Here is a 25,322-nt window from a genome sequence, read left to right as displayed (position 1 = left end):
ACGTGCTCCCCGGTCGCCACGATGCCGTGCCGGATCAGCGCGGAGCCGGGACGTGGGCGAGGATGCCGTCGAGCACGCCGTCGGCGGTCGCGCCCTCCAGCTCGGCCTCGGGACGCAGCTGGACGCGGTGGCGCAGGGTGGGGCGGGCCAGCGCCTTCACGTCGTCGGGCGTGACGTAGTCGCGGCCGGACAGCCACGCCCAGGCGCGGGAGGTGGCCAGCAGCGCGGTCGCGCCCCGAGGGGACACGCCCAGCTGCAGGGACGGCGACTGGCGGGTGGCGCGGCACAGGTCGACGACGTACGCGGCGACCTTGGAGTCCAGGCGCACCGCGTTGACGGCGGCGCGCCCCGCGGCCAGGTCGGACGCCGTGGCGACCGCCTGCACCTGCGACAGGTCGCGCGGGTCGAACCCTGCCGCGTGCCGCTCCAGCATCGCGATCTCCTCGTCGCGGGACGGCACCGGCACGGTCAGCTTCAGCAGGAACCGGTCGAGCTGGGCCTCCGGCAGCGGGTAGGTGCCCTCGTACTCGAGGGGGTTCTGGGTGGCGCACACCACGAACGGGTCGGGCAGCGCGCGCGCCGCGCCCTCCACGGACACCTGCCGCTCCTCCATCGCCTCCAGCAGCGACGCCTGCGTCTTGGGCGGCGTGCGGTTGATCTCGTCGGCGAGCAGCAGGTTGGTGAACACCGGGCCCTCGCGGAACTCGAACTCCGCGGTCCGGTTGTCGTAGATCAGCGAGCCGGTCACGTCGCCGGGCATCAGGTCCGGGGTGAACTGGACGCGCTTGAAGTCCAGGTCCAGGGCGTGCGCGAGCGTCTTGACCAGCAGCGTCTTGGCGGTGCCGGGCACGCCCTCCAGCAGCACGTGGCCCCGGCACAGCAGCGCGATGACCAGACCGGTCACCACCGAGTCCTGGCCCACGACGGTCTTGGCCACCTCGCCGCGCAGCGCGGTCAGAGCCTGCCGGGCCTGCTGGGCCTGAGCGGGGCCGACGCCGGGCGCGCCGTCCTTGGCGAGCGGTGCCGGGTGGTTCACGATTGCCGTACCTGCCTTTCCAGGTCGTCGAGAACGTCGGACAGCCACACGAGTCCGGCGTCGTCCGCCGGTTCAGGACCGTACAGGGCCGCGCCGATGGTCGCCTCGTCGTAGAGCAGGCGGCCGTCCGGGCCGGTGCGGAACGTCCCCGTCGGGGCCGCCCCGGGCGGCGCCCCCGCCCCGGCCGCGCGCACCCGCTCGGCCACCGCGGCGACGACCTCCTGGGCGGCGTTCGGGTCCTGGGCCGCGCTGCGCGGCAGCCCGAGCAGCGGGACGAGGCGTTCGCGCGCCCCGGCGCGCAGGGCGTCGGCGGCGCGGCCGCGGGCGCGGTGGGCGCGGTAGAGGCGGGCGCGGCCCTCCACGGTCTCCGCCGAACGCACCACCACCGGCAGCGGCTCGGCGACGACCGGCCCCAGCCTGCGGGCCCGCCACACCGCGACGGCCGCCACGGCGAGCACCAGCTGCAGGAAGAACAGCTTCACGCCGAACGGCACCAGGTCGCCCAACGTCGCGTCGCCGCTGCCGCTGCCCGGCTCCGGAAGGTCGGGGATGAGCCACACCACGGAGGAGCGGGCCCCGACCAGGTTCATCGCCAGGGCCGCGTTGCCCTCGTCGTCCAGGAACTCGTTGGTGAGAGGGAAGGGCGACCCGAGCACCGTCACCGTGCGGGCTCCGCCGTCAAGCGCCACCTGCACCAGCCGGGGCTTGCCCTCGTCGCGGTAGCACGCCGTCGCTCCGGACGGGGGCAGGTAGGTCTCGGAGCGGCCGAACCGCACCTTCCCCGCCAAGGCGGCCGCCCGCAGCGCGCAGCCGGGCTCGTCGGTCTTCTCGAAGCTGGTGCCCGCCTTCTCGACGCCGGGCGCCAGCGCGTGGAGGACCCTTCGGGTCGGCGCCACGAGCAGCAGGTCGCCCCGGATGCTCCGCAGCCGGTCGATGTCGGCCCGCGTGAGCCGTCCCGACCAGGTGACGACCGTGACGGATCCGGCGGTGGCCCGTTCGGCCGCGTCCGCGGCGCTGCGCGACACCGCCACGGGCGTGCCCCGCTGCCGCAGGATCTCGGCGAGCGCGCGGGTGCCGCCCCGGCCCGGTGACTGCGGGTCGAGGTCCTGTTCGGCGGCGCCGGGACGCAGCACCGCCAGGATCACCGCGACCGCGACGACGGCCAGCACGACCGCGAGGACGCCCCGCGAGGCCCGCCAGCGACGCCGGGCGACCTGCCCCGCGGTCGGCTCCGCGCCGCCGCCGGACGACGGCGGCGCGTCGGGAGCGTCGGGAGTCAACGTCGACGTCACCGGCGATCACCGCCGTCGGAGTCCGTGGAGAGCTCAGAGTCCGTGGAGAGCTCGGAGTTCGTGGAGAGCATGGCCGGCACGGGGAGACCGGGCTGCGCGCTCTCCTCGGAGGAGCCGCCCGTCTCGCCCAGCGGGCGCGGTTTGGCGGCGCGGATCCGCTCGTCCAGGTCGCGCAGCTGCGCGTACCCCTCCGGGGTGCCGGGCCGCCCGCCGTACCAGACGTCGTCGAAGATCCGCACGCCCGTCCGCAGCCGCGCCGCCACGTCCGGCAGCGCCCGGCCCGCCTCGGCCGCCAGCTCGTCGGCGGTGCGGCCCGGACGCGGCCCGAGCACCGCCCGCTCCTCCAGATCGCGCGCGATGGCGCGCAGCCGCTCGCGGATCGCCTCCGCCCAGCGTCCGGCCGCCGCGTGCTCCTCGGCGCGCTCGCGATGGCTCTGCGGGGTGGACGGCGTGTCGTCCAGCAGCGCCCGCCGGGAGCCGCGGGTGTTGCGGCGGCTGCGCATCAGCCACGCGACCAGGCCGATCGCCACCGCCACGAGCAGCAGGATCACGATCCAGGAGATCCAGCCGACGCTGTGCGGCACGGTCGGGTTCGGCGACCGGTCGAGCAGGTCCCGCAGCCACTCGAAGATCCGCACCAGCAGCCGCTCCAGCAAGGACGGCTGGTCCCGGTGGTAGATCGGCTTCTCCAGCTCGCGGCGGGCCAGCTCGCGGGCCTCCTCCCGGCCGATCGGATCGGTGGTCAGGGCGGTGAGCACGGCGGCGATCCTGTCGATGATCATGTCGACGTCCAGGTCTGCGGCGGCTGCTGCGGCGCCTGCGGCGCAGGCGGGCCGGGCGGGGCCGGCGGCTGAGCCTGCGGCGGCTGCAGATAGGGCTGGAACTGCGGTGGCGGCTGCGGCGGCGGTACGGGCGGCGGCAGGGGAATGTACACAGGCGGCTTCGGGGGCCGCGACGGCCGCGCTCGCGCGACGATCGGATCCGGCCGCCACAGGTCGAAGAAGCCGTCGTCCGAAGCCACCTCGTCCGCGCGGCCGTCCGCGGGGGCGGACGCGGCGGGGGCGCCGCCCTGGGCGGCGGGGCGCGCACGGGTCCGCAGGTCGAGGTCGAAGCCCTCGCGGCGCATCCGCCGGTCGACGTACAGCAACGCGATGACGCCGGCGTCGAACGGCAGCACCACCGACCAGCTCACGATGCGTCCCAGCGTGTCGACCGCCAGCGCCCCGGCCGTCGCGCCGGTGCCCTCCGCGTCGCCGAACACGATCACCTGCACGAACAGGAACGGCACGCGCAGTGCCAGCAGCCCCATGAACACCGTGATCATCAGGGCGAGCAGCAGCGTGCCGCAGGTGCGCCACCAGCGGGCGCGCGACAGCGCGCGGGCCCGCCGCAGCGCGCCGCCGACGCTCTCCCGCTCCATCACCACCGCGGGCGCGGCCAGCACCAGCAGCACGTACACCCACGTCATCGCGGCCAGGCCGAGCGGGATCCCGAGCATCCCGGCGATGATGATCGCCGGGACGGGCCCCTCGACGGCGACCAGGATCAGCAGCGGCGCGCTCGGCAGCGCCAGCGCGGCGAGCGAGCACGTCATGATCACCGCGGCGACGCCGGCCAGCCGCGCCATCCGGGGCCGCGCGTCCCGCCACGCCCGCCGCAGCGAGGTCGGCATCCCCAGCAGCCCGCGTCCCAACAGCGGCGCGAGCAACCCGGCCAGCAGCAGGATCCCGTACGCCGACAGCACCAGCCCGATGGCGCCCAGGACGAACTGCGTCCCCACGGTGCGGATGAGGATGCTGGGCGTGAGCTCCTCACGGGCCTCGGGGCCGATGAAGTAGTACGCCAGCAGCGACCCCGTCACCTGGATGACGGTGGAGACGGCGATGGACAGCCCCAAAGTCGCCCGTGGATGTCGCCGTATACAGGCGATGGCCCCGTCCAGCATCTCCGAAATGGACAGCGGCCGGAATGGGATGTCGCCCCCGAGGAGATCTGCGTCCGCCAAGGGCGTCTTCAAAGCGGCGGCCGCGGGCTGAGACGCGGGTGCGGAAGCGGCGTCCGGGGCAGGAAGGGACAAAGCCTCCGATGGGGAAGCAGACGTGGGGGCGGAAGGCGCGGGCGCGGCCGGGGTCTCTCGGTCGCCCGGAGCAGCCCAGCCGTTCGGTACCGACATTCTCAACTCCCCGTCCGTAGCCCCGTTCCGTATGCCCGATTCGCGACGCCCGCCCGCTTGACGGCCCGTCCGGCCATCCTGTCACGGGCAAGGCTCAGTGATTGCCTCCTCTTGACGCTACTTCGACGATGGAACCGAACGGCCGCTATCGGACGCGCCACGGGTTGGGCGGCGCACCCGTGTCTAGAATCCGTTTCTTCGGACGCGGCCGGGTGCACGCCGCCCCATCGCCGGTCGGGAGGGGTCATGGACGAGGCAAACGCAGGTAACCTTGCCTGCCAAGGCATTTGTCTCCCTGGCGAGGTGGGGCCGGTCCGCCGTCCGGGGCGCGACGGGGGCGTCGATCACGTGCGCGACGCGCTTGCCGTATCCCACCGAACCCCGATTTTGCGACGATGAGGGCCATGAGAGGACGTGTACTGGTCGTCGACGACGACCTCGCTCTCGCCGAGATGCTCGGCATCGTGCTCAGGGGCGAGGGTTTCGAGCCATCCTTCGTCCACGACGGCGACAAGGCGCTGGAGGCGTTCCGGGAGACCCGGCCCGACCTGGTGCTGCTCGACCTGATGCTGCCCGGCGCCGACGGCATCGACGTGTGCCGCCAGATCCGCGCCGAGTCCGGGGTCCCGATCGTCATGCTGACGGCCAAGAGCGACACGGTCGACGTGGTGCTCGGCCTGGAGTCCGGTGCCGACGACTACATCGTCAAACCCTTCAAGCCCAAGGAGCTGGTCGCCCGGGTGCGCGCCCGGCTGCGCCGCACCGACGAGCCGGCGCCCGAGACCCTGCAGATCGGCGACATCACCATCGACGTGGCCGGGCACTCGGTCAAGCGCGGCGACAAGACCATCCCGCTGACCCCCCTGGAGTTCGACCTGCTGGTGGCGCTGGCCCGCAAGCCGCGCCAGGTGTTCACCCGCGAGGTGCTGCTGGAGCAGGTGTGGGGCTACCGGCACGCCGCCGACACCCGGCTGGTCAACGTGCACGTCCAGCGGCTGCGCGCCAAGATCGAGAAGGATCCGGAGCACCCGGAGATCGTCGTGACGGTGCGCGGCGTCGGCTACAAGGCCGGTCCCGCGTGATCCGATCCGTGTGACGGCGACGACGACCCGATGAGCAGTCCCCCCGTGACGGTCGAGGCCCCGCCCACCCCCCGGCCATGGAACCGCCCCGACCCTGCGGTCGCGTGCGCGTCGCGGGGGAGGACGCCGTGCGCCCTCGGGGGAGGGGTGCGGCGATGAACGCGGCGAAGCGGATCGCGCGGCGCGGACTGCGGGCGTCGCGGCGGGTCCTGCGCCGCGCGGTCGGACGGGCCTACACCCGCTGGCGCCGCTCCATCCAGGTCCGGGTGGTCACCTCCACGCTGGTGATCTCGGCGGTCGTGGTGGCGATCCTCGGCGCGTTCCTGCAGCAGCAGATCTCCGCCGCCCTCATGGAAAGCAAGATCAAGGCGGCGATGCTGCAGCTCGACGAGGGCCTGGGCAGGGTGCAGCGGGACCTGGGCGGCCCCTCCTCCGACGACGACGGGCGGCTGGACAGCGTCGTCAACGCCCTCAAGGCCCGCAGCGGACCGTCCGGACTCTACGAGATCTACATCCGCGACGCGAAGAACCCCTACTACGACGGCTTCGCCACCAACGAGCTGCGTCAGGAGAGCGTCCCGCAGCGGCTGCGCGAGGAGCTGCGCCGCGGGCCGTCCGGGGCGCGCGTCTACACCTTCGGCAAGCTGTCCTATATCGGCCGCGACCGCGAACCCGGTCTCATCGTCGGCGGGAAGACCGGGCAGTTCGAGCTGTACTACCTGTTCCCGCTCACCCAGGAAGAGCGCACCCTCACCCGGGTGGCGTGGTCGCTGCTCGCGGTCGGCGCCGTGCTGGTGCTGCTGCTCGCCGCCATCGCCTCGCTGGTCACGCGGCAGGTCGTCATCCCGGTGCGGCTCGCGGCGCAGGGCGCGCAGCGGCTGGCCGCCGGACGGCTCGAGGAGCGCATGCGGGTGCGCGGCGAGGACGACCTGGCGCGCCTGGCCACCTCGTTCAACGAGATGGCCGCCAACCTGCAGGAGAAGATCGGCGAGCTGGAGAACCTGTCGCAGGTGCAGCGGCAGTTCGTGTCGGACGTCTCGCACGAGCTGCGCACCCCGCTGACCACCATCCGCATCGCCGCCGACATGATCTACGAGCACCGCGACACCTTCGACCCGGCCGTCGCGCGCTCCGCCGAACTGCTGCAGAGCCAGCTCGAACGCTTCGAGTCGCTGCTCACCGACCTGCTGGAGATCAGCCGCTACGACGCGGGCGCCGCCACCCTGGACGCCGAGTCGCTCGACATGCGCGACCTGGTGCTGCGCGCCGTCGGCGACATCCAGGGCCTGGCCGAGCGCACCGGCAGCAAGGTCGTCCTGCAGCTGCCCGGCGAGCCGTGCATGGCCGAGGTGGACCGCCGGCGCGTCGAACGCATCCTGCGCAACCTGCTGGTCAACGCCGTCGAGCACGGCGAGGGCGAGGACATCGTCGTGACCGTCGCCGCCGACCGCGACGCGGTCGCCGTGGCGGTGCGCGACCACGGCGTGGGCCTCAAGCCCGGCGAGAGCCAGATGGTGTTCGACCGGTTCTGGCGCGCCGACCCCGCCCGCGCCCGCACCACCGGCGGCACCGGGCTCGGCCTGGCGATCTCCAAGGAGGACGCCCAGCTGCACGGCGGCTGGCTGCAGGCGTGGGGCGAGCCCGGCAAGGGCTCCCAGTTCCGGCTGTCGCTGCCGCGCGTGGCGGGCGCCGAGCTGCGCGGATCCCCGCTGCCGCTCGTCCCGCCCGGCGTCCGCGACTCGCGCGCCGTCTTCGCCGAACTGGAGGCGGGGGAGTGACCGGACGTCCCGACGGGAGGGGCCGACGGGTGATCGGAACGGCCCGGGTGCGCGCCGTGCTCGCCGCGGCCGTGACGCTGCTGATGACCGCGGGCTGCGCCACCGTGCCGACCGGCGGCCGCGTCGTGTCCGGCCAGCCGGCCGACCGGTCCGAACAGGTCGACGACTCGTACGTGCGGCTGGTGCCGGTGCGGCCTCGCCCCGAGTGGGGCCCGGCGCAGATCGTGTCCGGGTTCCTGTCCGCCTCGGCGAGCTTCGACGACGACCAGAAGGTGGCGCGCGAGTACGTCTCCCCGTCCGCCGGGTGGCGGCCCGGCCTGCGCCCCGCCGTGGCCGTGTTCCAGGACCGCGACGAGCCCGTCCTCGTCAAGGAGAGCGGCGCGCAGGCCACCGTCCGGGTGGAGGGCGACCAGCTCGGCACCATCGGACCGGACGGCCAGTACACCGCCGACCCCAAGCACCTCGAGGTCACCTTCCAGCTGGCGAAGACCCCGCAGGGCGTGTGGCGCATCACCGAACTGCCGACCGAGGTGCGGGGCGGCCTGCTGCTCACCAAGGCCGACGTGGAACGCGCCTTCCGGACCGTCAACCTCTACTACTTCGGCCCGGACGGGCGGACCCTGGTGCCCAACGCCGTGTTCCTGCCGCTGGCCAACCGGCAGGACCTGCCCACCCGGCTCGTCCAGGCCCTGCTCGTCGGCCCCACCTCGTGGCTGGCGCCCGCCGTCCGCAGCGCGTTCCCGCCCGGCACCCGGCTGCGCGGCGGCGTCACGATCAGCAAGGACGTCGCCGTCGTCGACCTGACCGGCCAGGCCCGCTCCGGCAGCCTCGAACGCATGTCCGCGCAGCTCAGCTGGACGCTGCGGCAGCTGTCGGAGGTCAAGCACTTCAAACTGCAGATCGAGGGCGAGACGGTCACGCCCGAGGGCGTCGGCTCCGTCCAGTCCGTCCGCGCGTGGGCGGGCAACGCCCCCGACGGCGAGTCGTCCGAGCAAGGCTCCGTCCCGCAGAGCGCCTACCTCATCGGCGCCGCGGGCCATCTGAGCCGGCTCGCCGGCGATGTGCCGCAGCCCATCGTCACCGGCACCGCCGGACGCCTCGTCCATCCCGCCGTCGCCCCCGACCACCAGGAGGTCGCCGGGCTCAGCCCCGACTCGGGCGAGGTCTTGGTCGGGACCCTCGTCGCCGGGTCCACCGACATCCGGCCCATCCTGACGCGCCGCGACCCGAAGGCCCGCTTCACCGCCCCGTCCTTCGACCGCAACGGCATGCTGTGGACGGTGGAGAGCACGAAGGACGGCTCCACCTTGTGGGTGCGGCCGCGCGGCCGGGCCCCCGTGCGCGCCGCCCACTGGGGGCTGGGCGGGCGCCAGGTGCTCGCCCTGCGCGTGGCCCGCGACGGCGTCCGCGTGGCCGCCATCGTGAAGATGGACCGCCGCGCCCAGGTCCACATCGGCCGCATCGTCCACCGCCCGGACGGAGGCGTCGAGGTCGGCTCGTTCCTCCCGGTCAGCTCCGAGCTTCAGGACGCCATCGACCTCGCCTGGCGCGACTACGGCACGCTGGCCGTCCTCGGACGCGCCAAGTCCGACTCGCAACCGCTGCCCTACCTCGTCCCGGTGAGCGGCGGCGCCATCAGCTCCCTCGGCGTCGGCGCCCTGGGCCTGCCCCAGACGATCGCCGCGGCCCCCAAGAGCCCGGTTCTCGTCGGGACCCGCTCGTCCCACCAGAGGCGCGTGTGCCGTCAGCGCTCCTACCGCGACCAGTTCAGCGAATGGGTCTGCGCCATCCCGGGCAGCGACCCGACCTACGCCCAGTAGTTATCCACAATCTCTCCGCACCCTGGCGGTCGGGACGCGCCGCCGGGCAGCGTTGAGGCATGCGGCTGCTCAACGACCTGATCAACCTGGTTCTGGCGGAGACCTGCGCGGGCTGCGGCCTGGCGGCCGGACTGTTGTGCCGACGCTGCGCGTCCCGGCTGGAGACCCCCGCCCGCCGCGTGGGGCGCTCCTCGGGCGCGCCGTGCCCGTGGGCGGTCACGGTCTATGAGGGCCCCGTCCAAGCGATGCTCGTCGCCCACAAGGAGCACGGCAGAACGGCACTGGCGCGCCCCCTCGGCGCCGCCCTGGCCCGCGCCGTGCGCGCCGCCCTGGCCGAGCATCCGGGCGCCCCGAGGGACCCGCCCGTCGCCCTCGTTCCAGTGCCGTCGGCACGGTCCGCCGTCCGGCGCCGGGGTCACGACCCGACGCGGCGCATGACCGACGCCGCCGTCCGGGAGCTGCGCACTACTGGGATGGCGGCCGTCCGCGTGGACGCCTTGCGGCACCGCCGCCGGGTGGCCGACCAGGCCGGCCTCACAGCCGCCCAACGCGCCGCCAACCTCGAGAACGCGCTGACGGCCAGGCGACCGCTTCCCGGCCGACGCCTCGTCGTCGTGGACGACGTCGTCACCACCGGCGCCACCCTGGCGGAGGCCACCCGCGCCCTGACCGAAGCAGGCGCCACCGTCATCGCCGCCGCCACCGTAGCCGCCACCCCTCGCCACCACCCACCTTGATCCACCCCCAAGAGCCCGAGGAATCCACGCCCCTGCCCCGCGCACAGCCCGACGCGTCGCCCAAATCGCCTGCCACCGCCAACACCGGCACCGCGGGGGTGTGGCGGCTTGGCAGCGGCGTCCTGGACCGTCTTCTCACAGAGGACGTTCGGCGCGTTTCTGAGGACGAACGGCAGGGTGCCTTTGAGGGCGAAAGCGGCGAGTTTATCGGTGCGGCCGTCAGGGGGCGGAACGGCAGGAAGGGAGCGTTCGGGTGCGTCCGGAAGCGGTCGGCAGAGGCCCAGCGCTGTGCTGGCGGCGCTCGGACCAGCGGCGACGCGATCGCCTACGAAGGTCACCGGGAAGAGAGGTGAGATTGTTCATGCGGACGACTGAACCCGTAGGTCGTTGCCGAGCGTAACCATGAATGACCCGGGTCACCGCTGGGAGCCGGGTCGATCGCGACGCCGGGGTCGCCCCCCGTATCGCGATGAGAAGGCGGTCGTCGAAGTCTCACCGTCTCGGGAGGTCGCCCTGACCTGCGAGGTCTTGATCATGCTCGAGTCCCCGCGGGCGCGGCGGTCCGCGGGGCGCGGGCGGCCCCCGAGGGTGAGCGCGCGCACCGGAAGGAGGTTCCGTGATGACGCACTGTGAGTATTTCCTCTCGTCACCCCCCTGACATTCGTGGCGTTACCGATTAGCGTTCCTGACATGGCACCCGCCCGGGTCCGTGGTTGCGTCGGACTGCGGTGCTCGTCGCGAGCATGTCCGCCAGTCCGGCTAGCCGATGCCAGGCGCAGGCGAAACGGCCCACGTAAGGCGACTTCTCGTCGACCGATCACGGTGCGCCTTAGAGGTAAGTCCTGCCCCGTCGGGGGATCGGACATCCCCCGAGCAGGGAGAAGGGGAGTAGTGGCGAGAGCGCTGCGAGACCCTCAGCAGGCGGATGTGGGGACGAAGACCAGGTCGGCCGGGCGGGTGCGACCCCGACAACGCGACTCCGTCATCCGGGAGAAGGGGGGTCCCGCGTGAACATCACCGTCAGGGGCCGTCATACCGATGTCGACGACCGGTTCCGGCGGCACGTCGACGGAAAACTGGCAAAGATCGAGCGGCTGAACCACAAGGTCATCCGCGTGGACGTGGAGGTCTCTCAGGAGCGCAACCCGCGGCTGGCGGACCAGCGCGAGCGGGTCGAGCTCACGATCCGGTCGCGAGGTCCGGTGATCCGTGCCGAGGCCGCGGCCGAGGGCCGCTACGAGGCCCTCGATCTGGCGCTGGACAAGCTGGAGAACCGGCTGCGTCGGCAGTGCGACCGGCGCAAGGTGCATCACGGCAGCCGGTCCCCGGCCAAGCTGGCCACGATGGAGCCGCTCCCCGAGCCCCCCTTGAGCGAGGCGCCCGCCGCGTCCGGTTCCGACGCCCCCGCCGCCGAAGGGGAGACGCGTTCGGAGTCCTCCGCCGAGCCCGAGGAGAACCTCGTCCCGATCCCCATGGAGGGCGACGGCCCGGTCGTCGTCCGCGAGAAGTTCCACAAGGCCGAGCCGATGGGCGTCGAGCAGGCCCTGTTCGAGATGGAGCTGGTGGGTCACGACTTTTACCTTTTCCGCGACAAGGCCACCGGCCATCCCTCCGTGGTCTACCGGCGGCGCGGCTGGAACTACGGAGTCATCCGCCTTGTCGAAGAGTGATGCGACACTTGCGGCACGTCACCGGCCGGGTCATGTCATGATCTAGAAAGGCGTAAATTCGGCAAGCCGCGGACGCGGTGGTCCGGGGCGGCGGGGCGCGTGCGCGCGCCCGCGGCGCGCGGCTCGCGCCTCGTGCCGCGTCGCCCGAGGCCACCGCTCCGCGGAACCCTCCGGAAGACCAGATCACGGACAGCGAAGGGGGGAAGCGGCGTTCTCCTCCACGCCGCGACTCAGGTGAGCGAGAATCCCGAGGCTCGCGGCGCCGCCGCGGTGCCCCGTCAGGTCGCGGGCGGCAACGGCAAGGGTGGCGCGGAGACCTCCTCCGACCCCATCCGCGTGCTCATCGTGGACGACCACGCGTTGTTCCGCCGCGGCCTGGAGATGGTGCTGCAGAGCGAGCCCGACATCGAGGTCATCGGCGAGGGCGCGGACGGCCACGAGGCGGTCGAGATGGCCGGCGATCTCCTCCCGGACGTCGTCCTGATGGACATCCGCATGCCCCGCCGCAGCGGCATCGAGGCGTGCACGGCGATCAAGGACGCGGCGCCCAGCGCGAAGATCGTGATGCTGACCATCAGCGACGAGGAGGAGGACCTCTTCGAGGCGATCAAGGCCGGCGCCACCGGTTACCTGCTCAAGGAGATCTCCATCGACGAGGTCCCGCAGGCGGTCCGCGCGGTGCACGGCGGCCAGTCGCTGATCAGCCCCTCGATGGCGTCGAAGCTGATCACCGAGTTCGCGGCGCTGGCCAAGCGCAGCGAGGAGCGCCAGCAGCAGGTGCCCGCGCCCAAGCTCACCGAACGCGAGATGGAGGTCCTGCGGCTGGTGGCCCGCGGCCTGGGCAACCGGGAGATCGCCCGCGAGCTGTTCATCTCGGAGAACACCGTCAAGAACCACGTCCGCAACATCCTGGAGAAGCTGCAGCTGCACTCCCGCATGGAAGCGGTCGTCTACGCGGTCCGGGAGAAGCTTCTGGAGATCACCTGACCGACGTCTTTGCGGCCGTCCTGGACGAGCCCGCGGGACCGGCCCCGGCACCACCCTCGAGACGCGGCCGCCCCGACCGGTCCCGACAGCCGCCCCCGCGCCTCGCGTCGACCGTGAGCCGCATCGGGGCCTCGCCTCACACCGCAGTGGGACACGTCGCCCACACGACTCTCGCGGCGGACAGCACGGGCGGCGCAGCCCACCTTGGCATGCCGCCAACCCTCCTCAAGCACCCGAAGCCACGCCTGCTTCCAACCTGTGTCCGAGCCGTGGGCGCCCCGGTTCCCGCCCCGGGTGCGCCCCCACACTCCATGAACTGACCTCACCCGACCAGGCGGTCATGCCTCATCAGCCCAGCCCCCTCCGCCACTCCACTCCCGCCAGGCCGCCCACCGCCTCCACCCGAACGTCACCCACCCAGAAACGGATCTCTGCGGTCCCGGGTTGCGCAGCGCTTGACGATCGACGTCGAGGGCTCCAGCCGCAGCGGCTCCTCCGTCACCGCTTCCGTGACCCCCGGCGGCACCAGGGCAGAACTCCGGCGAACGCAGCACGAAGCCATCACCCACCTCGGCCCGCCACCCGGCCGGACCCCGTCACGCACGCAGTCTGGGGGACCCGCCGCATTCACCCGCGCCAGCAGTGGCGGAGGGGGCGCTGGGCTGATACGGGTGCCGCCACATTCCACCCCTGCGGCTTGCCCCTGGTCATGCCACGAGGACGTCGCGGGTCATGCCGCCGCCTTCCGAGCCGGTCCGCTTGCGCGCTCCGCCTTACCTTGGTGCCCTCCCGCCTTCACCTGTGCTCCCACTGCAAGTTCCGCCATGAACTGATCCCGGAGTCGGCAACCTCTGCCTGCACTCCGCCTCTACCGCCGCACTTCCGCTGTAGCCCGCGCACCACCCGGGCTCCCCACGGCAATCACCGCGACTCTCACATCGCGCCGCCGGGCTGGTGGAGACGGCCGGGCTGTGGGCCCGTGTCTACGCCCGTATCGAGCCGGATCGAACCGCTTGCCCGGCACTTGGTTCGTGGTCCGCGATGGAGCTCTTGGCCGGGGTCAGGAGAGGCGGAACGTGGGACGGAGTGCGCGGCGGTACCCGCATCAGCTCAGGCCCGTCCGCCACTGCTGGTGCGGGTGAATGCGACAGGTATCCCATGCTGTTCGCGGCGGCACGCGTGCGACGACGGGCGAGTTCGCTGTGACGTGGTGGGATGGCGTCGGGGGCTGGGCCGGGGTGCCGTGATCGCGGGGTTGTGGGGATCGGGGTGCGATGGAGGTGTCACCGGCTATCGTGTTTTGTCGGTGTCGTGACCTAACATCGCCGGGGTGACGGACATAGAACTCAGCGCGGACGAGGCGCGGCGGCTGCAGCTGCGCGCGCAAGGGCTGCTCGGGGCGGACGGCCGGCGGGGCGGCGTGCCCGGTGTTCTGCAGCGGCTGAAGGCCGTCCAGCTGGACACGATCTCCGTGCTCGCCCGTTCGCACGAGCTGGTGCCGTACGCGCGTCTCGGTCCGGTCGGCAGGACGGCGGTCGAGAAGGCGTACTGGAGCGGCGGCACCGGGTTCGAGTACTGGGCGCACGCGGCGTCCGTGCTGCCGATGACGGAATGGCCGTTCTTCGCCTTCCGGCGCCGCGAGTTCCGCCGCCGCGGGTTGCGTTGGCACAAAGTCCCCGAGGGGGTGTGCGACGACATCCTCAAGCGGCTGCGCGTCGACGGGCCGCTCACCACGAAGGAGCTGGGCGGCGCCAAGGCCGGGGCGGACTGGTGGCAGTGGAGCGACCACAAGATCGCCATCGAGTGGCTGCTGGACATCGGCGAGGTCGTGTGCGTGCGGCGGATCGGCTGGCGGCGCGTGTACGACCTGGCGGAGCGCGCCGTCCCGGCCGAGCTGCTGGCCGAGGAGCCGGACGACGAGACGTGCCTGACCCGCCTGGTCCGGCACGCCGGCCAGGCCTTGGGCGTGGCGACCCGCGCGGACCTCGCCGACTACTTCCGGATCAAGGCCGAGCAGGTCGACGCCGTGGTCGAGGCGTCCGGGCTGGTGCCGGTGCGCGTGGCGGGATGGCGGAACGGGGCCTGGGCCGATCCCGAGGCGCTCGCCGTCCCGCCGCGCGGACGGCACGTCACGACGCTGCTGTCCCCGTTCGACTCGCTGGTCTGGGACCGTGCCCGCACGTCCCGCGTGTTCGGGTTCGACCACCGGCTGGAGGCGTACGTGCCCAAGGCCAAGCGCGTGCACGGCTACTTCGCCATGCCCCTGCTGGCCGGGGGACGGCTCATCGGCCGCGTCGACCCGGCTCGCGAGGGCACGACCCTGGTGGCGCGTCAGGCGTCGCTGGAACCGTGGGCGACGCGCACGGCCGGACGCACGGAGTCGTCCGTCGCCGCGTTGTGCGCGGCGCTGAGGAGCGCCGCCGAGTGGGTCGGCTGCGACGCCGTCCGCGTCGAGCGGATGACTCCGGCGGAGCTTCTCGCCCCCGTCAACACCGAGTTGGCGCGTTAGGTCTCAGCGGCGATCAGGGGCCGTCCCGTGAAAGGGCCGTGAAATTTTACGTTCGTGTCCTCGTCCGGCCGCACCGCCGTCCGCAGGGGCCTCCCGCGTGGACGATCAGCCGTGGGGGGTGCTCTGGCTGTCGGTGCGGATGGGCTTGTCGATCGTCTCGCCGGAGGGGCCGCCGCGGCGCTTGTCGGTGCGGGTGCCGAAGACGGAGTAGTCGACGATCTCCGGAATCACCCGCGGCGCGTCCACCACCACGTCGGAGAAGATGTGCACCATCCCGCCGACGATGAAACCGATCACCACGATCCCCACGCCGACCCAGAACGCCACCCAGGCCGGGCCCGCGCACAGGGCGACGCCGCCGACCACGAAACCGCTGATCATGATGCCGACGGCCGCCCACGAGCCGGGCCGTCCGGCGTGCGAGCCATGTCCTTCGTGCGGCCGTTCTTCGGTCATCGAACGCCTCCCCTCGGGTATGGCCTAAGACCTTCCTCGGGGACGGAAAGGTCAAACGGCGCGCGTCCTGGATTGCGCCGCGCAGTGACCTAGACCATCCTGAGACTCGCCTACGATGGCATCGTACGTGTGGTGTGCGTACCGCCGAGCGGCGGTGACCCGCGATCTGCAAGGAGCCTTGAGTGCCACCGGTCATCGACAAGATCCTTCGTGCGGGCGAAGGAAAAACCCTGCGCAAGCTCAAGAAGCTCGCGGATCAGGTCAACTCCATCGAAGAAGACTTCCTGGAGATGAGCGACGCCGAGCTGCGCGAGCTGACCGACAAGTACCGGGAGCGGCTCGCCGACGGCGAAACTCTGGACGACCTGCTGCCCGAGGCGTTCGCCACCGCTCGCGAGGCCGCCCGCCGCGTGCTGGGCCAGCGGCACTTCGACGTGCAGATCATGGGCGGCGCCGCGCTCCACCTCGGCAACATCGCCGAGATGAAGACCGGTGAGGGCAAGACGCTCACCGCGGTCCTGCCGGCGTACCTGAACGCGCTGTCCGGCAAGGGCGTGCACATCGTCACGGTCAACGACTACCTGGCCAAGCGCGACGCCGAGTGGATGGGGCGCGTGCACCAGTTCCTCGGCCTCGAGGTCGGCGTGATCCTGCCGCAGATGTCGACCGAGGAGCGGCGCGCCGCCTACAACGCCGACATCACCTACGGCACCAACAACGAGTTCGGCTTCGACTATCTGCGCGACAACATGGCCTGGAGCCTGGACGAGTGCGTCCAGCGCGGCCACAACTTCGCGATCGTGGACGAGGTCGACTCGATCCTGATCGACGAGGCCCGGACCCCGCTGATCATTTCGGGTCCGGCCGAGCAGAACTCCAAGTGGTACGTGGAGTTCGCCAAGCTCGTCCCGCGGCTCAAGCGCGCCGAGCCGATCCCCGGCGAGGTCGACAAGTACGGCCCCGGCGACTACGAGGTCAACGAGAAGAAGCGCACGGTCGGCATCACCGAGTCCGGCGTGGAGAAGGTCGAGGACTGGCTCGGCATCGACAACCTCTACGCGCCGGAGAACACGCCGCTGGTCAGCTTCCTCAACAACGCGCTGAAGGCCAAGGAGCTGTTCAAGCGCGACAAGGACTACGTCGTGATGAACGGCGAGGTCCTGATCGTGGACGAGTTCACCGGCCGCATCCTGCACGGCCGGCGCTACAACGAGGGCATCCACCAGGCCATCGAGGCCAAGGAGGGTGTGCCGATCAAGGACGAGAACCAGACGCTCGCCACGATCACGCTGCAGAACTACTTCCGGCTGTACGACAAGCTGGCCGGCATGACCGGTACCGCCATGACCGAGGCGGCCGAGTTCAACAAGACCTACAAGATCGGGGTCGTGCCGATCCCGACCAACAAGCCGATGATCCGCAAGGACATGCCTGACGTGGTCTACAAGACCGAGCAGGCCAAGTTCGAGGCGGTCGTGGAGGACATCGCCGAGCGGCACGCCAAGGGCCAGCCGGTCCTGGTCGGCACCACGTCCGTGGAGAAGTCCGAGCGGCTGTCGAAGATGCTCAAGCGGCGCGGCATCCCGCACCAGGTGCTGAACGCCAAGCACCACGAGAAGGAGTCGGCGATCGTCGCCGAGGCGGGCCGCAAGGGCGCCGTCACCGTGGCCACCAACATGGCCGGTCGCGGCACCGACATCATGCTCGGCGGCAACCCCGACTTCCGCGCCGACCTGGAGCTGCACCAGCGCGGCCTGTCGCCGCTGGAGACGCCCGAGGAGTACGAGGCGGCCTGGCCGGAGGCGCTGGAGAAGGCCAAGGAGGCCGTCAAGGGCGAGCACGAGGAGGTCGTCAAACTGGGCGGCCTGTACGTGCTGGGCACCGAGCGGCACGAGTCGCGGCGCATCGACAACCAGCTGCGCGGCCGGTCCGGCCGGCAGGGCGACCCGGGCGAGTCCCGGTTCTACCTGTCGCTGGAGGACGACCTGATGCGGCTGTTCAACTCCGCCCGGGTCGAGGCGATCATGACGCGCCTCAACATCCCGGACGACGTGCCGATCGAGTCCAAGATCGTCACCAACGCGATCAAGTCGGCGCAGGGCCAGGTCGAGCAGCAGAACTTCGAGATGCGCAAGAACGTCTTGAAGTACGACGAGGTGCTCAACCGGCAGCGCCAGGTCATCTACGCCGAGCGCCGCAAGGTCCTCGAGGGCGCCGACCTGGACGAGCAGGTCCGCAAGATGATCGACGAGGTCGTCGACGGGTACGTGGCGGGCGCCACCGCCGAGGGCTTCGCCGAGGAGTGGGACCTCGACAAGCTGTGGAAGGCGTTCAAGCAGCTGTACCCGATCTCGTTCAGCGTCGAGGACCTGATCGAGGAGGTCGGCGGCGACATCTCCAACCTGGACGCCGAGACGCTGGCCGAGCGGGTCCGCAAGGACGCCCAGGCCGCCTACGACCGGCGCGAGGAGGAGCTCGGCTCGGAGGTCATGCGCGAGCTGGAGCGGCGCGTCGTGCTGTCGGTGCTCGACCGCAAGTGGCGCGAGCACCTGTACGAGATGGACTACCTGCAGGAGGGCATCGGCCTGCGGGCCATGGCGCAGCGCGACCCGCTGGTGGAGTACCAGCGGGAGGGCTACGACATGTTCAACGCGATGCTCGACGGCATCAAGGAGGAGTCGGTCGGCTACCTGTTCAACCTCGAGGTCGAGATCGAGGACCAGCCGCAGACTCCCAAGGTCGGCACCGCCCCGGTCGAGGTGTCCAAGACGGCCCCGGACGGCGCCGCCGCGGAGGAGGCCGCCGCGGGCGGGGCTTCGGCGGAGGAGGAGAAGGCCGCTTCGTCCGAGAAGGGCGAGGGCGAGCACGAGACTCCCACCATCCGCGCCAAGGGGCTGGAGCAGCCGCAGCGTCCCAAGAAGCTGGACTACTCCGCGCCCACCGTCGACGGCGAGGGCGGTGTGGAGCACCACAGCGAAGAGGTCAAGGACCCGTACGAGGGCGTGGGCCGCAACGACCCGTGCCCGTGCGGCTCGGGCAAGAAGTTCAAGCGCTGCCACGGCGACCCGCGCAACAAGTGACCCGCACGACCTGACAGCGGCCCCCAAGGCACCAGCCCTGGGGGCCGCTCCCCGTTTCCGGCCCCCATGCCGCACGCTGACCCGCCGAAATGACGCTGGTGGGCGATGTCGGCGGCGGCCAGGGGGTGGTGCCATAGCCGTGAGCGGTGGCACGGGCCGTTGTCGGCCGGCACGCGCTGGACGGTGATCCGGCAGGAGGCGAAGAACTGCTGGGCGCGTTGCCCGGAACGCGGTGGCGCAGGTGGCGATCAAGCGATGCGGCTATGTGCGGCCGGCGGGGGAGCGGCCCGCCGGTGCTCGGCCGTGGTGCGCGGGTGGCTGAGCTCTAGGTGCTGGTCTTGCGTCGCTCTGGGTGGGGAGTCGCTGGGCGTTTGATCTGGGGTGTGGCCGGGCGTGTCCCCTGAGTGCGCTGAGGGGCACTCTGCGGTGACACGCCCGGCCGCTCCGCTGCGTGGACGGAGGTGCGCTGATCGCCGTCTGGCGGGCGTCCCGTCGTGGTCGGCGGTCATGCTTGCTGTGCCGCAATCGTCCCCCGGTGTGATTGCCGCCATGAGGGCCTTGTTGGCGCTTGGGTGTGATGTATGGGTCGGCTGGGAGTCGCTTCTGCGGCACCTGGGCAGTGAGCCGCGGTCGTGCCGTGGCCGGGCGTGTCCGCTGAGCGCTTTGTGGTGCGCTCTGTGGGGCCACGCCCGGCCGGTTCGTTACGTGCACGCCGACCACCGATTGGTGGTGGCCGGTCGCGGCGGGTGCGGCCGTGCTGGCCGCACCCGCCGCTCTAGTGGCTGGTCAGCCCTGAGGTAGCACGGTCAGGCGCTGCGGCTGCGGGGCGGTCTCGGCTGCGGTGATCGCCGTGGGCGGCCGTGCGGAGGTCGCGGCTGGGCCGGGCGACCTGCGCGGTCGCGTGGCGGTGCGGTGGTCTCCACTGCGGTGCATCGCCAGCGGCCTCGGTGGCGTTCCAGGCGGACGGCGAGGGCCTGGACGCGTCCGGCCACGATGACGACGGCGCCTGTCTCGGCGACGCCCGGGGCCGGTTCCTGGAGCCAGGTCGTCAGGACCCGCGGCGGGGCGGTCCGTGCGCCGGAGGCGAGCGGGAGCGCATGGGCGGCCAGGCCGTGGCAGACCTCCGGAGCGGCCCGCCGGGACAGGTGCCGCAGGGTGCGCGTCCCCGCGAGGACCTCGGTGACCAGGTGGACGATCGCGGCGGCCGCGCCGCGGAGGTCTTCCTGCGGCGGACGTCCGGCCACGTGGAGCGGGGCCTGACCGCGGGTGCGGGACGGGGAGGCGACGGCGCGGACGGGGCGCGGACCGGGTGTGGAGGGGGTCGGACGGAGGGCGAGGGCGCCGTCGGTGGGGTGGAACTGCCGGGACTGCTCGCGCATGGTGGTCTCCTCGTGTCAGGGCGCCGGGACGCAAAAGGGCGCCGACTACAAGGAGCCGGAGACGGCCCGTTTGATACGTGGTGGCCACTTCCGGTCGACCCGCGTAACGAATGCGGGGGTGCGGCGAACACGGGCCATGCGGGAGCGAGGGCGAGCACCTGCCCGTGAACAGAAAAACCGCGGCGGCGGGCGTCACGCCCGCCGCCGCGGCCCGAGTCCCCAGTGGGCGGGGACACGGGGACTCGTCGGACGGCCCTAGAAGAACGCCGGTCGTCCCGGCAGGGTCACGAAGCGCCGGATTGCGCGGCGTCGCCCTTCTTCGAGCGGCTCGACTTCTTGGACGCTCCCGCCACCTCCGGCGAGGTGGCCGGGTCGGCGGCGACCGACTCCACGCCCTCCGGCTCGCGGCCGGGGGTGGGGATGTTCAGCTTCCTGATCAGGAAGCTGAACAGCAGGTAGTAGATCACCGCGTAGATCAGGCCCATGATGATCAGCGGCACCAGCTTGTGGGTGTTGTCCTTGGAGCCGTTGATCAGCATGTCGATGGCGCCGGCGGAGAAGCTGAAGCCCAGCTTCATGCCGAGCGCGTCCGCGACCGCCATGGAGACGCCGGTCAGCACGGCGTGCACGCCGAACAGGATCGGCGCCACGAACACGAACGCGAACTCGATCGGCTCGGTGATGCCGGTGACGAACGCGGTCAGCGCGGCGGAGAACATGATGCCGCCGACGGCCGAGCGGCGGTGCGCCGGGGCGGCGCGCCACATGGCGAACGCGGCGGCGGGCAGCGCGAACATCAGGACCGGGAAGTAGCCGGTCATCGACCAGCCCGCGCCGTCGGCGCCGTTCAGGTAGCAGTTGAGGTCGCCGGCGTAGGTCTTGCCGTTGACGGTGCACTCGGGGATCTGCGTCCACACCACGTTGTTGGGGATGTGGTGCAGGCCGAGCGGCAGCAGCAGGCGGTTGATCACGCCGTAGACGCCCGCGCCGATCGTGCTGTTGTCGGCCATCCACTCGCCGAAGGAGGTGAGCCACTTGCCGAGCACCGGCCAGATGAAGCCGAACACCACGCCGAGGATCATCGAGGTGAACGCGGTGATGATCGGGACGAAGCGGCGGCCGCCGAAGAACGCCAGCCACGTGGGCAGCTTGACCCGGTAGAAGCGCTGGTAGAGCAGGGCGGTGGTGAGCCCGATCACAATGCCGCCGAGGACCCTGGTGGGGTTCTGGGTGGCCAGGTCGAGGACGAGGTCGGGCTGGCTCGGGTTGTCCGGGTTGTAGAGCTGCTTGCCGATCTTCGCCTTGAGTTCGTCGTCGAACCGGACGAAGAAGATGTTCATGCTGACGTAGTGGAAGACCAGGTAGCCGACGACGGCGGCCAGCCCGGTCGAGCCGTCGGACTTCTTGGCGAAGCCCACGGCGACGCCCACCGCGAACAGCAGCGGCATCCAGTCGAACAGGGCGCCCCCGGCGCCGGAGAAGACCTGCGCGACCCGGTCGGCGCCGCTGAAGCTGATCCACGGATCCGCCGCCTCGTCGGTGCCGAGCACGTCCGGCTGTCCGAGGCGCAGGAGCAGGCCGGCCGCGGGCAGGACGGCGATCGGGAGCATCAGGCTGCGGCCGATGCGCTGGAGGACGGCCAGGGCGGCCGATCCGCGGCCTGGTGCCGCGGTCCCGCCCACTGCGGTTGTGGAACTCATCGGGGTTTTCCTCCTTGTAGCCGGGGGAGTGCTACGTGCGCGATGGCGGGTTTCCGAGGGACGTGCGGATCTGGTAGCGGTCGGCCCGGTAGGTCGACACGCCCAGCTCCGCGCACACGCCACCGGTGTAGGAGCGTCGCCGCAGGAGCAGGACGGCGCTGCCGCGGGGTATCTGCAGGTGGCGGGCCTCCGTGGCGTCGGCCACGGCGGCGTCGATGGTCTGGTCTCCGGCGTCGAACACCACGCCGTAGACCGCCTCGAGGACGCCGTACAGGGAGCGGTCCGCCAGCCGGCGGTCCAGCAGGTCGGGGGCGAGGGAGGCGAGGATGTGCGCCCGTTCCAGCGCCATGGGCTGGCCGTCGGCGGTGCGCAGCCGCTCGATGACGTGGATGCGGGTGCCGGGTTCGACGTCGAACAGCCGGGCGAGGTGGGCGTCGGCGGCGATGGTGCGCCGGTCCAGGTCGATGGCGCCCGGCCGCATCCCGCGCGCCAGCATGTCCTCGGTGAACGAGACCAGCCGCAGCGGCATCTCGATCTTGGGTCGCGCCACGAACGTGCCCTTGCCCGGCACGCGGTACAGCCGCCCCTCCGAGACCAGCTGGTCGACGCCCTGCCGGACGGTCATCCGCGACAGCCCGTACCGGACGCACAGCTCGCGCTCCGACGGGATCGGCGCGTCCACCGGCAGCTCCTCCGACTCGATCATTTCGAGCAGGATCGCCCGGAGCTGGGAGTACTTCGGTACGGGGCTGTGCGGGTCGATGGCTGTCACGGGGTCGTCGTCCTCGGGGTGCGGACCTGAGGCCTGGGTACGAACTGGTCTAGGCCGGACTAGACCACAGCCATAAACGTCATGTCAATGCACAGATGTATAACGGCCGGATCACGCCAGAACGCCGCGAAACAGCAGGTCAACCGCCGTGGTGACGGGCCGTGGAGGCGCCGTGACCGCGTCCGAATCCGCGCCGCCGCCGGGCGGGCCGGCGGACGATTCGGCGGTCGCGCCGCCGTGCGGAGTTGCGGGCGGGCTCTTCTGCTCTGTCCGATTGGTGGAGTATGGTGACAACTGGTCTAGGCCGGACTAGACCAGTCCTGAAGCCTCGCCCTTCGCCTTGGAGAGCACCCCCCATGCCATCACTGCTCCTCGCCGCGAAGAACCTGATCGCCGCCCCCGGCGGGGGCCCGACCCGCGTGCTCTCCCCGGGATTCGTCCGCGTCGAGAACGGCGTGATCGCCGAGGTCGGCGAGGGCGAGCCGCCCGGACCGCCGGACGCGGACCTGCCGGACGGAACGCTCGCCCCCGGCCTGGTCGACCTGCAGGTGAACGGCTGCTTCGGCCACGACCTGGCGGACGCGGACGAGGCCGGATGGCACGAGGTCGTCCGGCGGCTCCCGGAGACGGGCGTGACGGCGTTCCTGCCCACGTTCATCACCGCGCCGGTGGAGGCGCAGGCCGAGTCGCTGCGCCGCGCCCGCGACCTGCTGCCCGGCCTGCCGGCGGGCGCCCGCGTGCTGGGCGTTCACCTGGAGGGGCCGTTCCTGTCGCCCAAGCGCCGGGGCGCCCACAACGCCGACTGGCTCGCCGACCCCACGCCCGAGGCCGTCGCGACGCAGCTGGAGACCGGCCTGGTGAAGCTGGTGACGCTCGCGCCCGAACGCGACGGCGCCCTCGACGCGATCAGGACCTTCGTCGAGCACGGCGTGGTGGTCAGCGTCGGGCACAGCGACGCCACCGCCGAGCAGGTCGCCCGCGCCGCCGACGCCGGCGCGCGCAAGGTCACCCACATCTTCAACGCGCAGAGCGGCGTCCACCACCGCGAGCCCGGGGTCGCCGCGCAGGCGCTGGCCGACCCGCGGCTGCACCCCGGCCTCATCCTCGACCTGCACCACGTGTCGGCCGTCGCGGCCCGCGTGGTGTTCGCGGCCGCCGCCGGACGGGTCGTGCTGGTCACCGACGCCGCGGCCGCCGCGGGCATGCCGCCGGGCGCCTACGAGCTGGGCGGCGAGCCGATCGAACTGCCCGCCGAAGGGCCGCCGCTGCGCGCCGACGGCACGATCGCCGGGTCCGCGCTGCGCCTGGACGCCGCCGTCGGCAACGCCGTCGCCCTGGGCGTCGACCCGGCCGCCGCGGTCGACGCCGCCGCCCGCGTCCCGGCCGACCTGATCGGCCGCGGCGACCTCGGCCGCATCGCGCCCGGCGCCGCCGCCGACCTGGTGTGGCTCGGACCCGACCACCGGGCGCGCACCACCTGGGTCGGGGGGCGCGTCGTCTTCCAGGGGGCCTCATGACCACCAGCCGCATGCGAGCCGAGATCGACGAGCAGCCGGACGCGCTGGCCCGCACGATCGAGGCGCTGCTGCCGCGCGCGTCCGACGTCGGGCTGCTGGCCCGGGACACCCGCCAGGTGCTGTTCATCGCGCGCGGGTCCTCCGACAACGCCGCGGTCTACGGGCGGTACCTGGTGGAGTCGCACACCGGGCGGCTGGCCACCCTCGCCGCTCCGTCGATCGCCACCGCCTACCGCAGCCGCGTCGACCTGTCGGGCGTGCTGGCCGTGGCGATCAGCCAGTCCGGCAAGACGGAGGAGATCGTCGAGACGCTGGCGTGGGCGGCCGACTGCGGCGCCCGGACCGTCGCGGTCACCAACGGCGCCGCGTCCCCGCTGGCCGAGGCCGCCGAGGTGGCGCTGATCACCGAGGCCGGGGACGAGCTGGCCGTGCCCGCCACCAAGACCTACACCACCCAGCTCGCCGCGCTGGCCGTGCTGGCCCTCGGCCTCGGCGCGCGGGTCGACCGGGCCGACCTGCGCCGGGCGCCGGACGAGGTGCGGCGGCTGATCGCCGAGACCGAGGCGCACGAGGCGCTGCCCGCCATCGTGGCGGAGCTGGCCGCGGTGCAGGGCGTGGTGGTGTCGGGACGCGGCATCGCGTTCGGCACCGCCCTCGAGCTGGCCCTGAAGATCAAGGAGGCGTGCTACCTGCACGCCATGGGACTGTCGTACGCCGACCTGCTGCACGGCCCCATCGCGGTGGTGGACGAGCGGACCCCCGCCCTGCTGGTCGCCGCCGACTCCGGACCGACCCTGCCCGGGACGATCGCGCTGGCCCGCCGGGTGCGCGGCGCGGGCGCCCGCGCGTACGGCATCGGCGGGGGCGACGGGCTGGCGGGCGCGTGCTCGCGCGCGCTGCCCGGCCCCGACCTGCCGGAATGGGTCGCGCCGCTGGGGCTGATCGTGCCGGGGCAGCTCGTCGTCGAGGCCCTGGCCCGCGACCTCGGTGTGGACCCCGACGTGCCGCGCGGGCTCAATAAGGTGACGCAGACCGACTAGGCGGACTCCCCGGTCCGCCAGGTTTCCCCGGAAACATCCAGGAAAGGGACGAGCGGATGGACAAGGCCGAGGCCATCATCGCCGCGCTGGGCGGCGCAGACAACATCGAAGAGATCGAACCGTGCGCCACCCGGCTGCGCACCGTGGTCTCGGACGCGGACCAGGTGGACGAGGCGGGGCTGAAGGCCGCGGGCGCGTTCGGCGTGATGCGCAGCGGCAACGTCGTGCAGGTGGTGGTGGGGCCCGAGGCCGACACCATCGCCAGCGACATCGAAGACCTCCTCGACTGACCCC

19 protein-coding genes are annotated in these 25,322 nt (G+C 72.2%); 11 read left to right on the top strand and 8 right to left on the bottom strand.

Annotation, left to right across the window (positions count from 1 at the left end):
- Positions 1–34: 34 nt before the first annotated feature.
- From AR3_RS02595 to AR3_RS02580, 4 genes are read right to left on the bottom strand one after another with little or no spacing between them, the layout of a single operon-like run.
- Entirely contained in the window at positions 35–1,036 is a 1,002-nt protein-coding gene (locus AR3_RS02595; protein ID WP_067907718.1) for an AAA family ATPase, read from the bottom strand.
- Entirely contained in the window at positions 1,033–2,328 is a 1,296-nt protein-coding gene (locus AR3_RS02590) for a DUF4350 domain-containing protein (protein WP_227022930.1), read from the bottom strand. Before AR3_RS02590 ends, AR3_RS02595 begins: the two co-directional genes overlap by 4 nt.
- Positions 2,325–3,110 (bottom strand): DUF4129 domain-containing protein, encoded by a 786-nt coding sequence (locus AR3_RS02585; protein WP_083950867.1) that lies wholly within the window; start codon positions 3,108–3,110, stop codon positions 2,325–2,327. The genes AR3_RS02590 and AR3_RS02585 overlap by 4 nt, the downstream gene beginning before the upstream one ends.
- The gene (locus tag AR3_RS02580) at positions 3,107–4,225 is read right to left on the bottom strand and encodes a hypothetical protein (protein ID WP_067907715.1); all 1,119 of its coding nucleotides are present in this window, start codon (positions 4,223–4,225) and stop codon (positions 3,107–3,109) included. The genes AR3_RS02585 and AR3_RS02580 overlap by 4 nt, the downstream gene beginning before the upstream one ends.
- A 680-nt stretch (positions 4,226–4,905) precedes the next feature.
- On the opposite strand from AR3_RS02580, the gene mtrA reads away from it, so the two are divergent.
- The 7 genes from mtrA to AR3_RS02545 all read left to right on the top strand — a co-directional run bounded on the left by mtrA (position 4,906) and on the right by AR3_RS02545 (position 15,084).
- A complete protein-coding gene (gene mtrA / locus AR3_RS02575; RefSeq protein WP_067907712.1) occupies positions 4,906–5,583 on the top strand; it encodes an MtrAB system response regulator MtrA in 678 nt (225 codons plus the stop codon).
- 155 nt (positions 5,584–5,738) lie between these two features.
- Positions 5,739–7,361: an MtrAB system histidine kinase MtrB gene (gene mtrB, locus AR3_RS02570; protein ID WP_067907709.1), complete on the top strand. Its 1,623-nt coding sequence runs from the start codon at positions 5,739–5,741 to the stop codon at positions 7,359–7,361.
- A gap of 29 nt (positions 7,362–7,390) precedes the next feature.
- The gene (locus AR3_RS02565; RefSeq protein WP_227022931.1) at positions 7,391–9,181 is read left to right on the top strand and encodes an LpqB family beta-propeller domain-containing protein; all 1,791 of its coding nucleotides are present in this window, start codon (positions 7,391–7,393) and stop codon (positions 9,179–9,181) included.
- A 59-nt stretch (positions 9,182–9,240) separates the two neighbouring features.
- Positions 9,241–9,918 carry a ComF family protein gene (locus AR3_RS02560; protein WP_067907706.1) on the top strand — a complete coding sequence of 226 codons (678 nt, stop codon included), beginning with the start codon at positions 9,241–9,243 and terminating at the stop codon, positions 9,916–9,918.
- Positions 9,919–10,925: 1,007 nt separating this feature from the next.
- Positions 10,926–11,588, top strand: a complete 663-nt coding sequence (hpf, locus tag AR3_RS02555; protein WP_067907703.1) for a ribosome hibernation-promoting factor, HPF/YfiA family — start codon at positions 10,926–10,928, stop codon at positions 11,586–11,588.
- A 234-nt stretch (positions 11,589–11,822) separates the two neighbouring features.
- A complete protein-coding gene (locus AR3_RS02550) occupies positions 11,823–12,575 on the top strand; it encodes a response regulator (RefSeq protein ID WP_432705402.1) in 753 nt (250 codons plus the stop codon).
- Between the two features lie 1,330 nt (positions 12,576–13,905).
- On the top strand, positions 13,906–15,084 hold the full coding sequence (locus AR3_RS02545; RefSeq protein ID WP_227022932.1) for a winged helix-turn-helix domain-containing protein: 1,179 nt from the start codon (positions 13,906–13,908) through the stop codon (positions 15,082–15,084).
- Between the two features lie 105 nt (positions 15,085–15,189).
- On the opposite strand, the gene AR3_RS02540 is transcribed toward AR3_RS02545, so the two are convergent.
- A complete protein-coding gene (locus tag AR3_RS02540) occupies positions 15,190–15,540 on the bottom strand; it encodes an HGxxPAAW family protein (protein ID WP_067907698.1) in 351 nt (116 codons plus the stop codon).
- A gap of 182 nt (positions 15,541–15,722) precedes the next feature.
- On the opposite strand from AR3_RS02540, the gene secA reads away from it, so the two are divergent.
- Entirely contained in the window at positions 15,723–18,620 is a 2,898-nt protein-coding gene (secA, locus tag AR3_RS02535; protein WP_067907695.1) for a preprotein translocase subunit SecA, read from the top strand.
- Positions 18,621–19,426: 806 nt separating this feature from the next.
- On the opposite strand, the gene AR3_RS02530 is transcribed toward secA, so the two are convergent.
- The 3 genes from AR3_RS02530 to AR3_RS02520 all read right to left on the bottom strand — a co-directional run bounded on the left by AR3_RS02530 (position 19,427) and on the right by AR3_RS02520 (position 22,471).
- Positions 19,427–19,999: an Rv3235 family protein gene (locus tag AR3_RS02530; RefSeq protein WP_067907692.1), complete on the bottom strand. Its 573-nt coding sequence runs from the start codon at positions 19,997–19,999 to the stop codon at positions 19,427–19,429.
- 284 nt (positions 20,000–20,283) lie between these two features.
- Entirely contained in the window at positions 20,284–21,699 is a 1,416-nt protein-coding gene (locus AR3_RS02525) for a PTS transporter subunit EIIC (RefSeq protein ID WP_067907690.1), read from the bottom strand.
- A 31-nt stretch (positions 21,700–21,730) separates the two neighbouring features.
- Positions 21,731–22,471, bottom strand: coding sequence for a GntR family transcriptional regulator (locus AR3_RS02520; protein WP_083950866.1), 741 nt, complete (start codon positions 22,469–22,471; stop codon positions 21,731–21,733).
- 356 nt (positions 22,472–22,827) lie between these two features.
- Here AR3_RS02520 and nagA point away from each other — a divergent pair, with 356 nt between their 5' ends.
- From nagA to AR3_RS02505, 3 genes are read left to right on the top strand one after another with little or no spacing between them, the layout of a single operon-like run.
- Entirely contained in the window at positions 22,828–23,988 is a 1,161-nt protein-coding gene (gene nagA / locus AR3_RS02515) for an N-acetylglucosamine-6-phosphate deacetylase (RefSeq protein ID WP_067907686.1), read from the top strand.
- Positions 23,985–25,028: an SIS domain-containing protein gene (locus tag AR3_RS02510; protein WP_067907683.1), complete on the top strand. Its 1,044-nt coding sequence runs from the start codon at positions 23,985–23,987 to the stop codon at positions 25,026–25,028. The genes nagA and AR3_RS02510 overlap by 4 nt, the downstream gene beginning before the upstream one ends.
- A gap of 56 nt (positions 25,029–25,084) precedes the next feature.
- Positions 25,085–25,318, top strand: a complete 234-nt coding sequence (locus AR3_RS02505) for a PTS sugar transporter subunit IIB (protein WP_067907680.1) — start codon at positions 25,085–25,087, stop codon at positions 25,316–25,318.
- Positions 25,319–25,322: the final 4 nt, after the last annotated feature.

Source organism: Actinomadura rubrobrunea NBRC 15275 (assembly GCF_001552235.1).
GTDB classification, from domain to species: Bacteria; Actinomycetota; Actinomycetes; order Streptosporangiales; family Streptosporangiaceae; genus Spirillospora; species Spirillospora viridilutea.
This window is presented reverse-complemented; position numbering and strand designations above follow the sequence as displayed.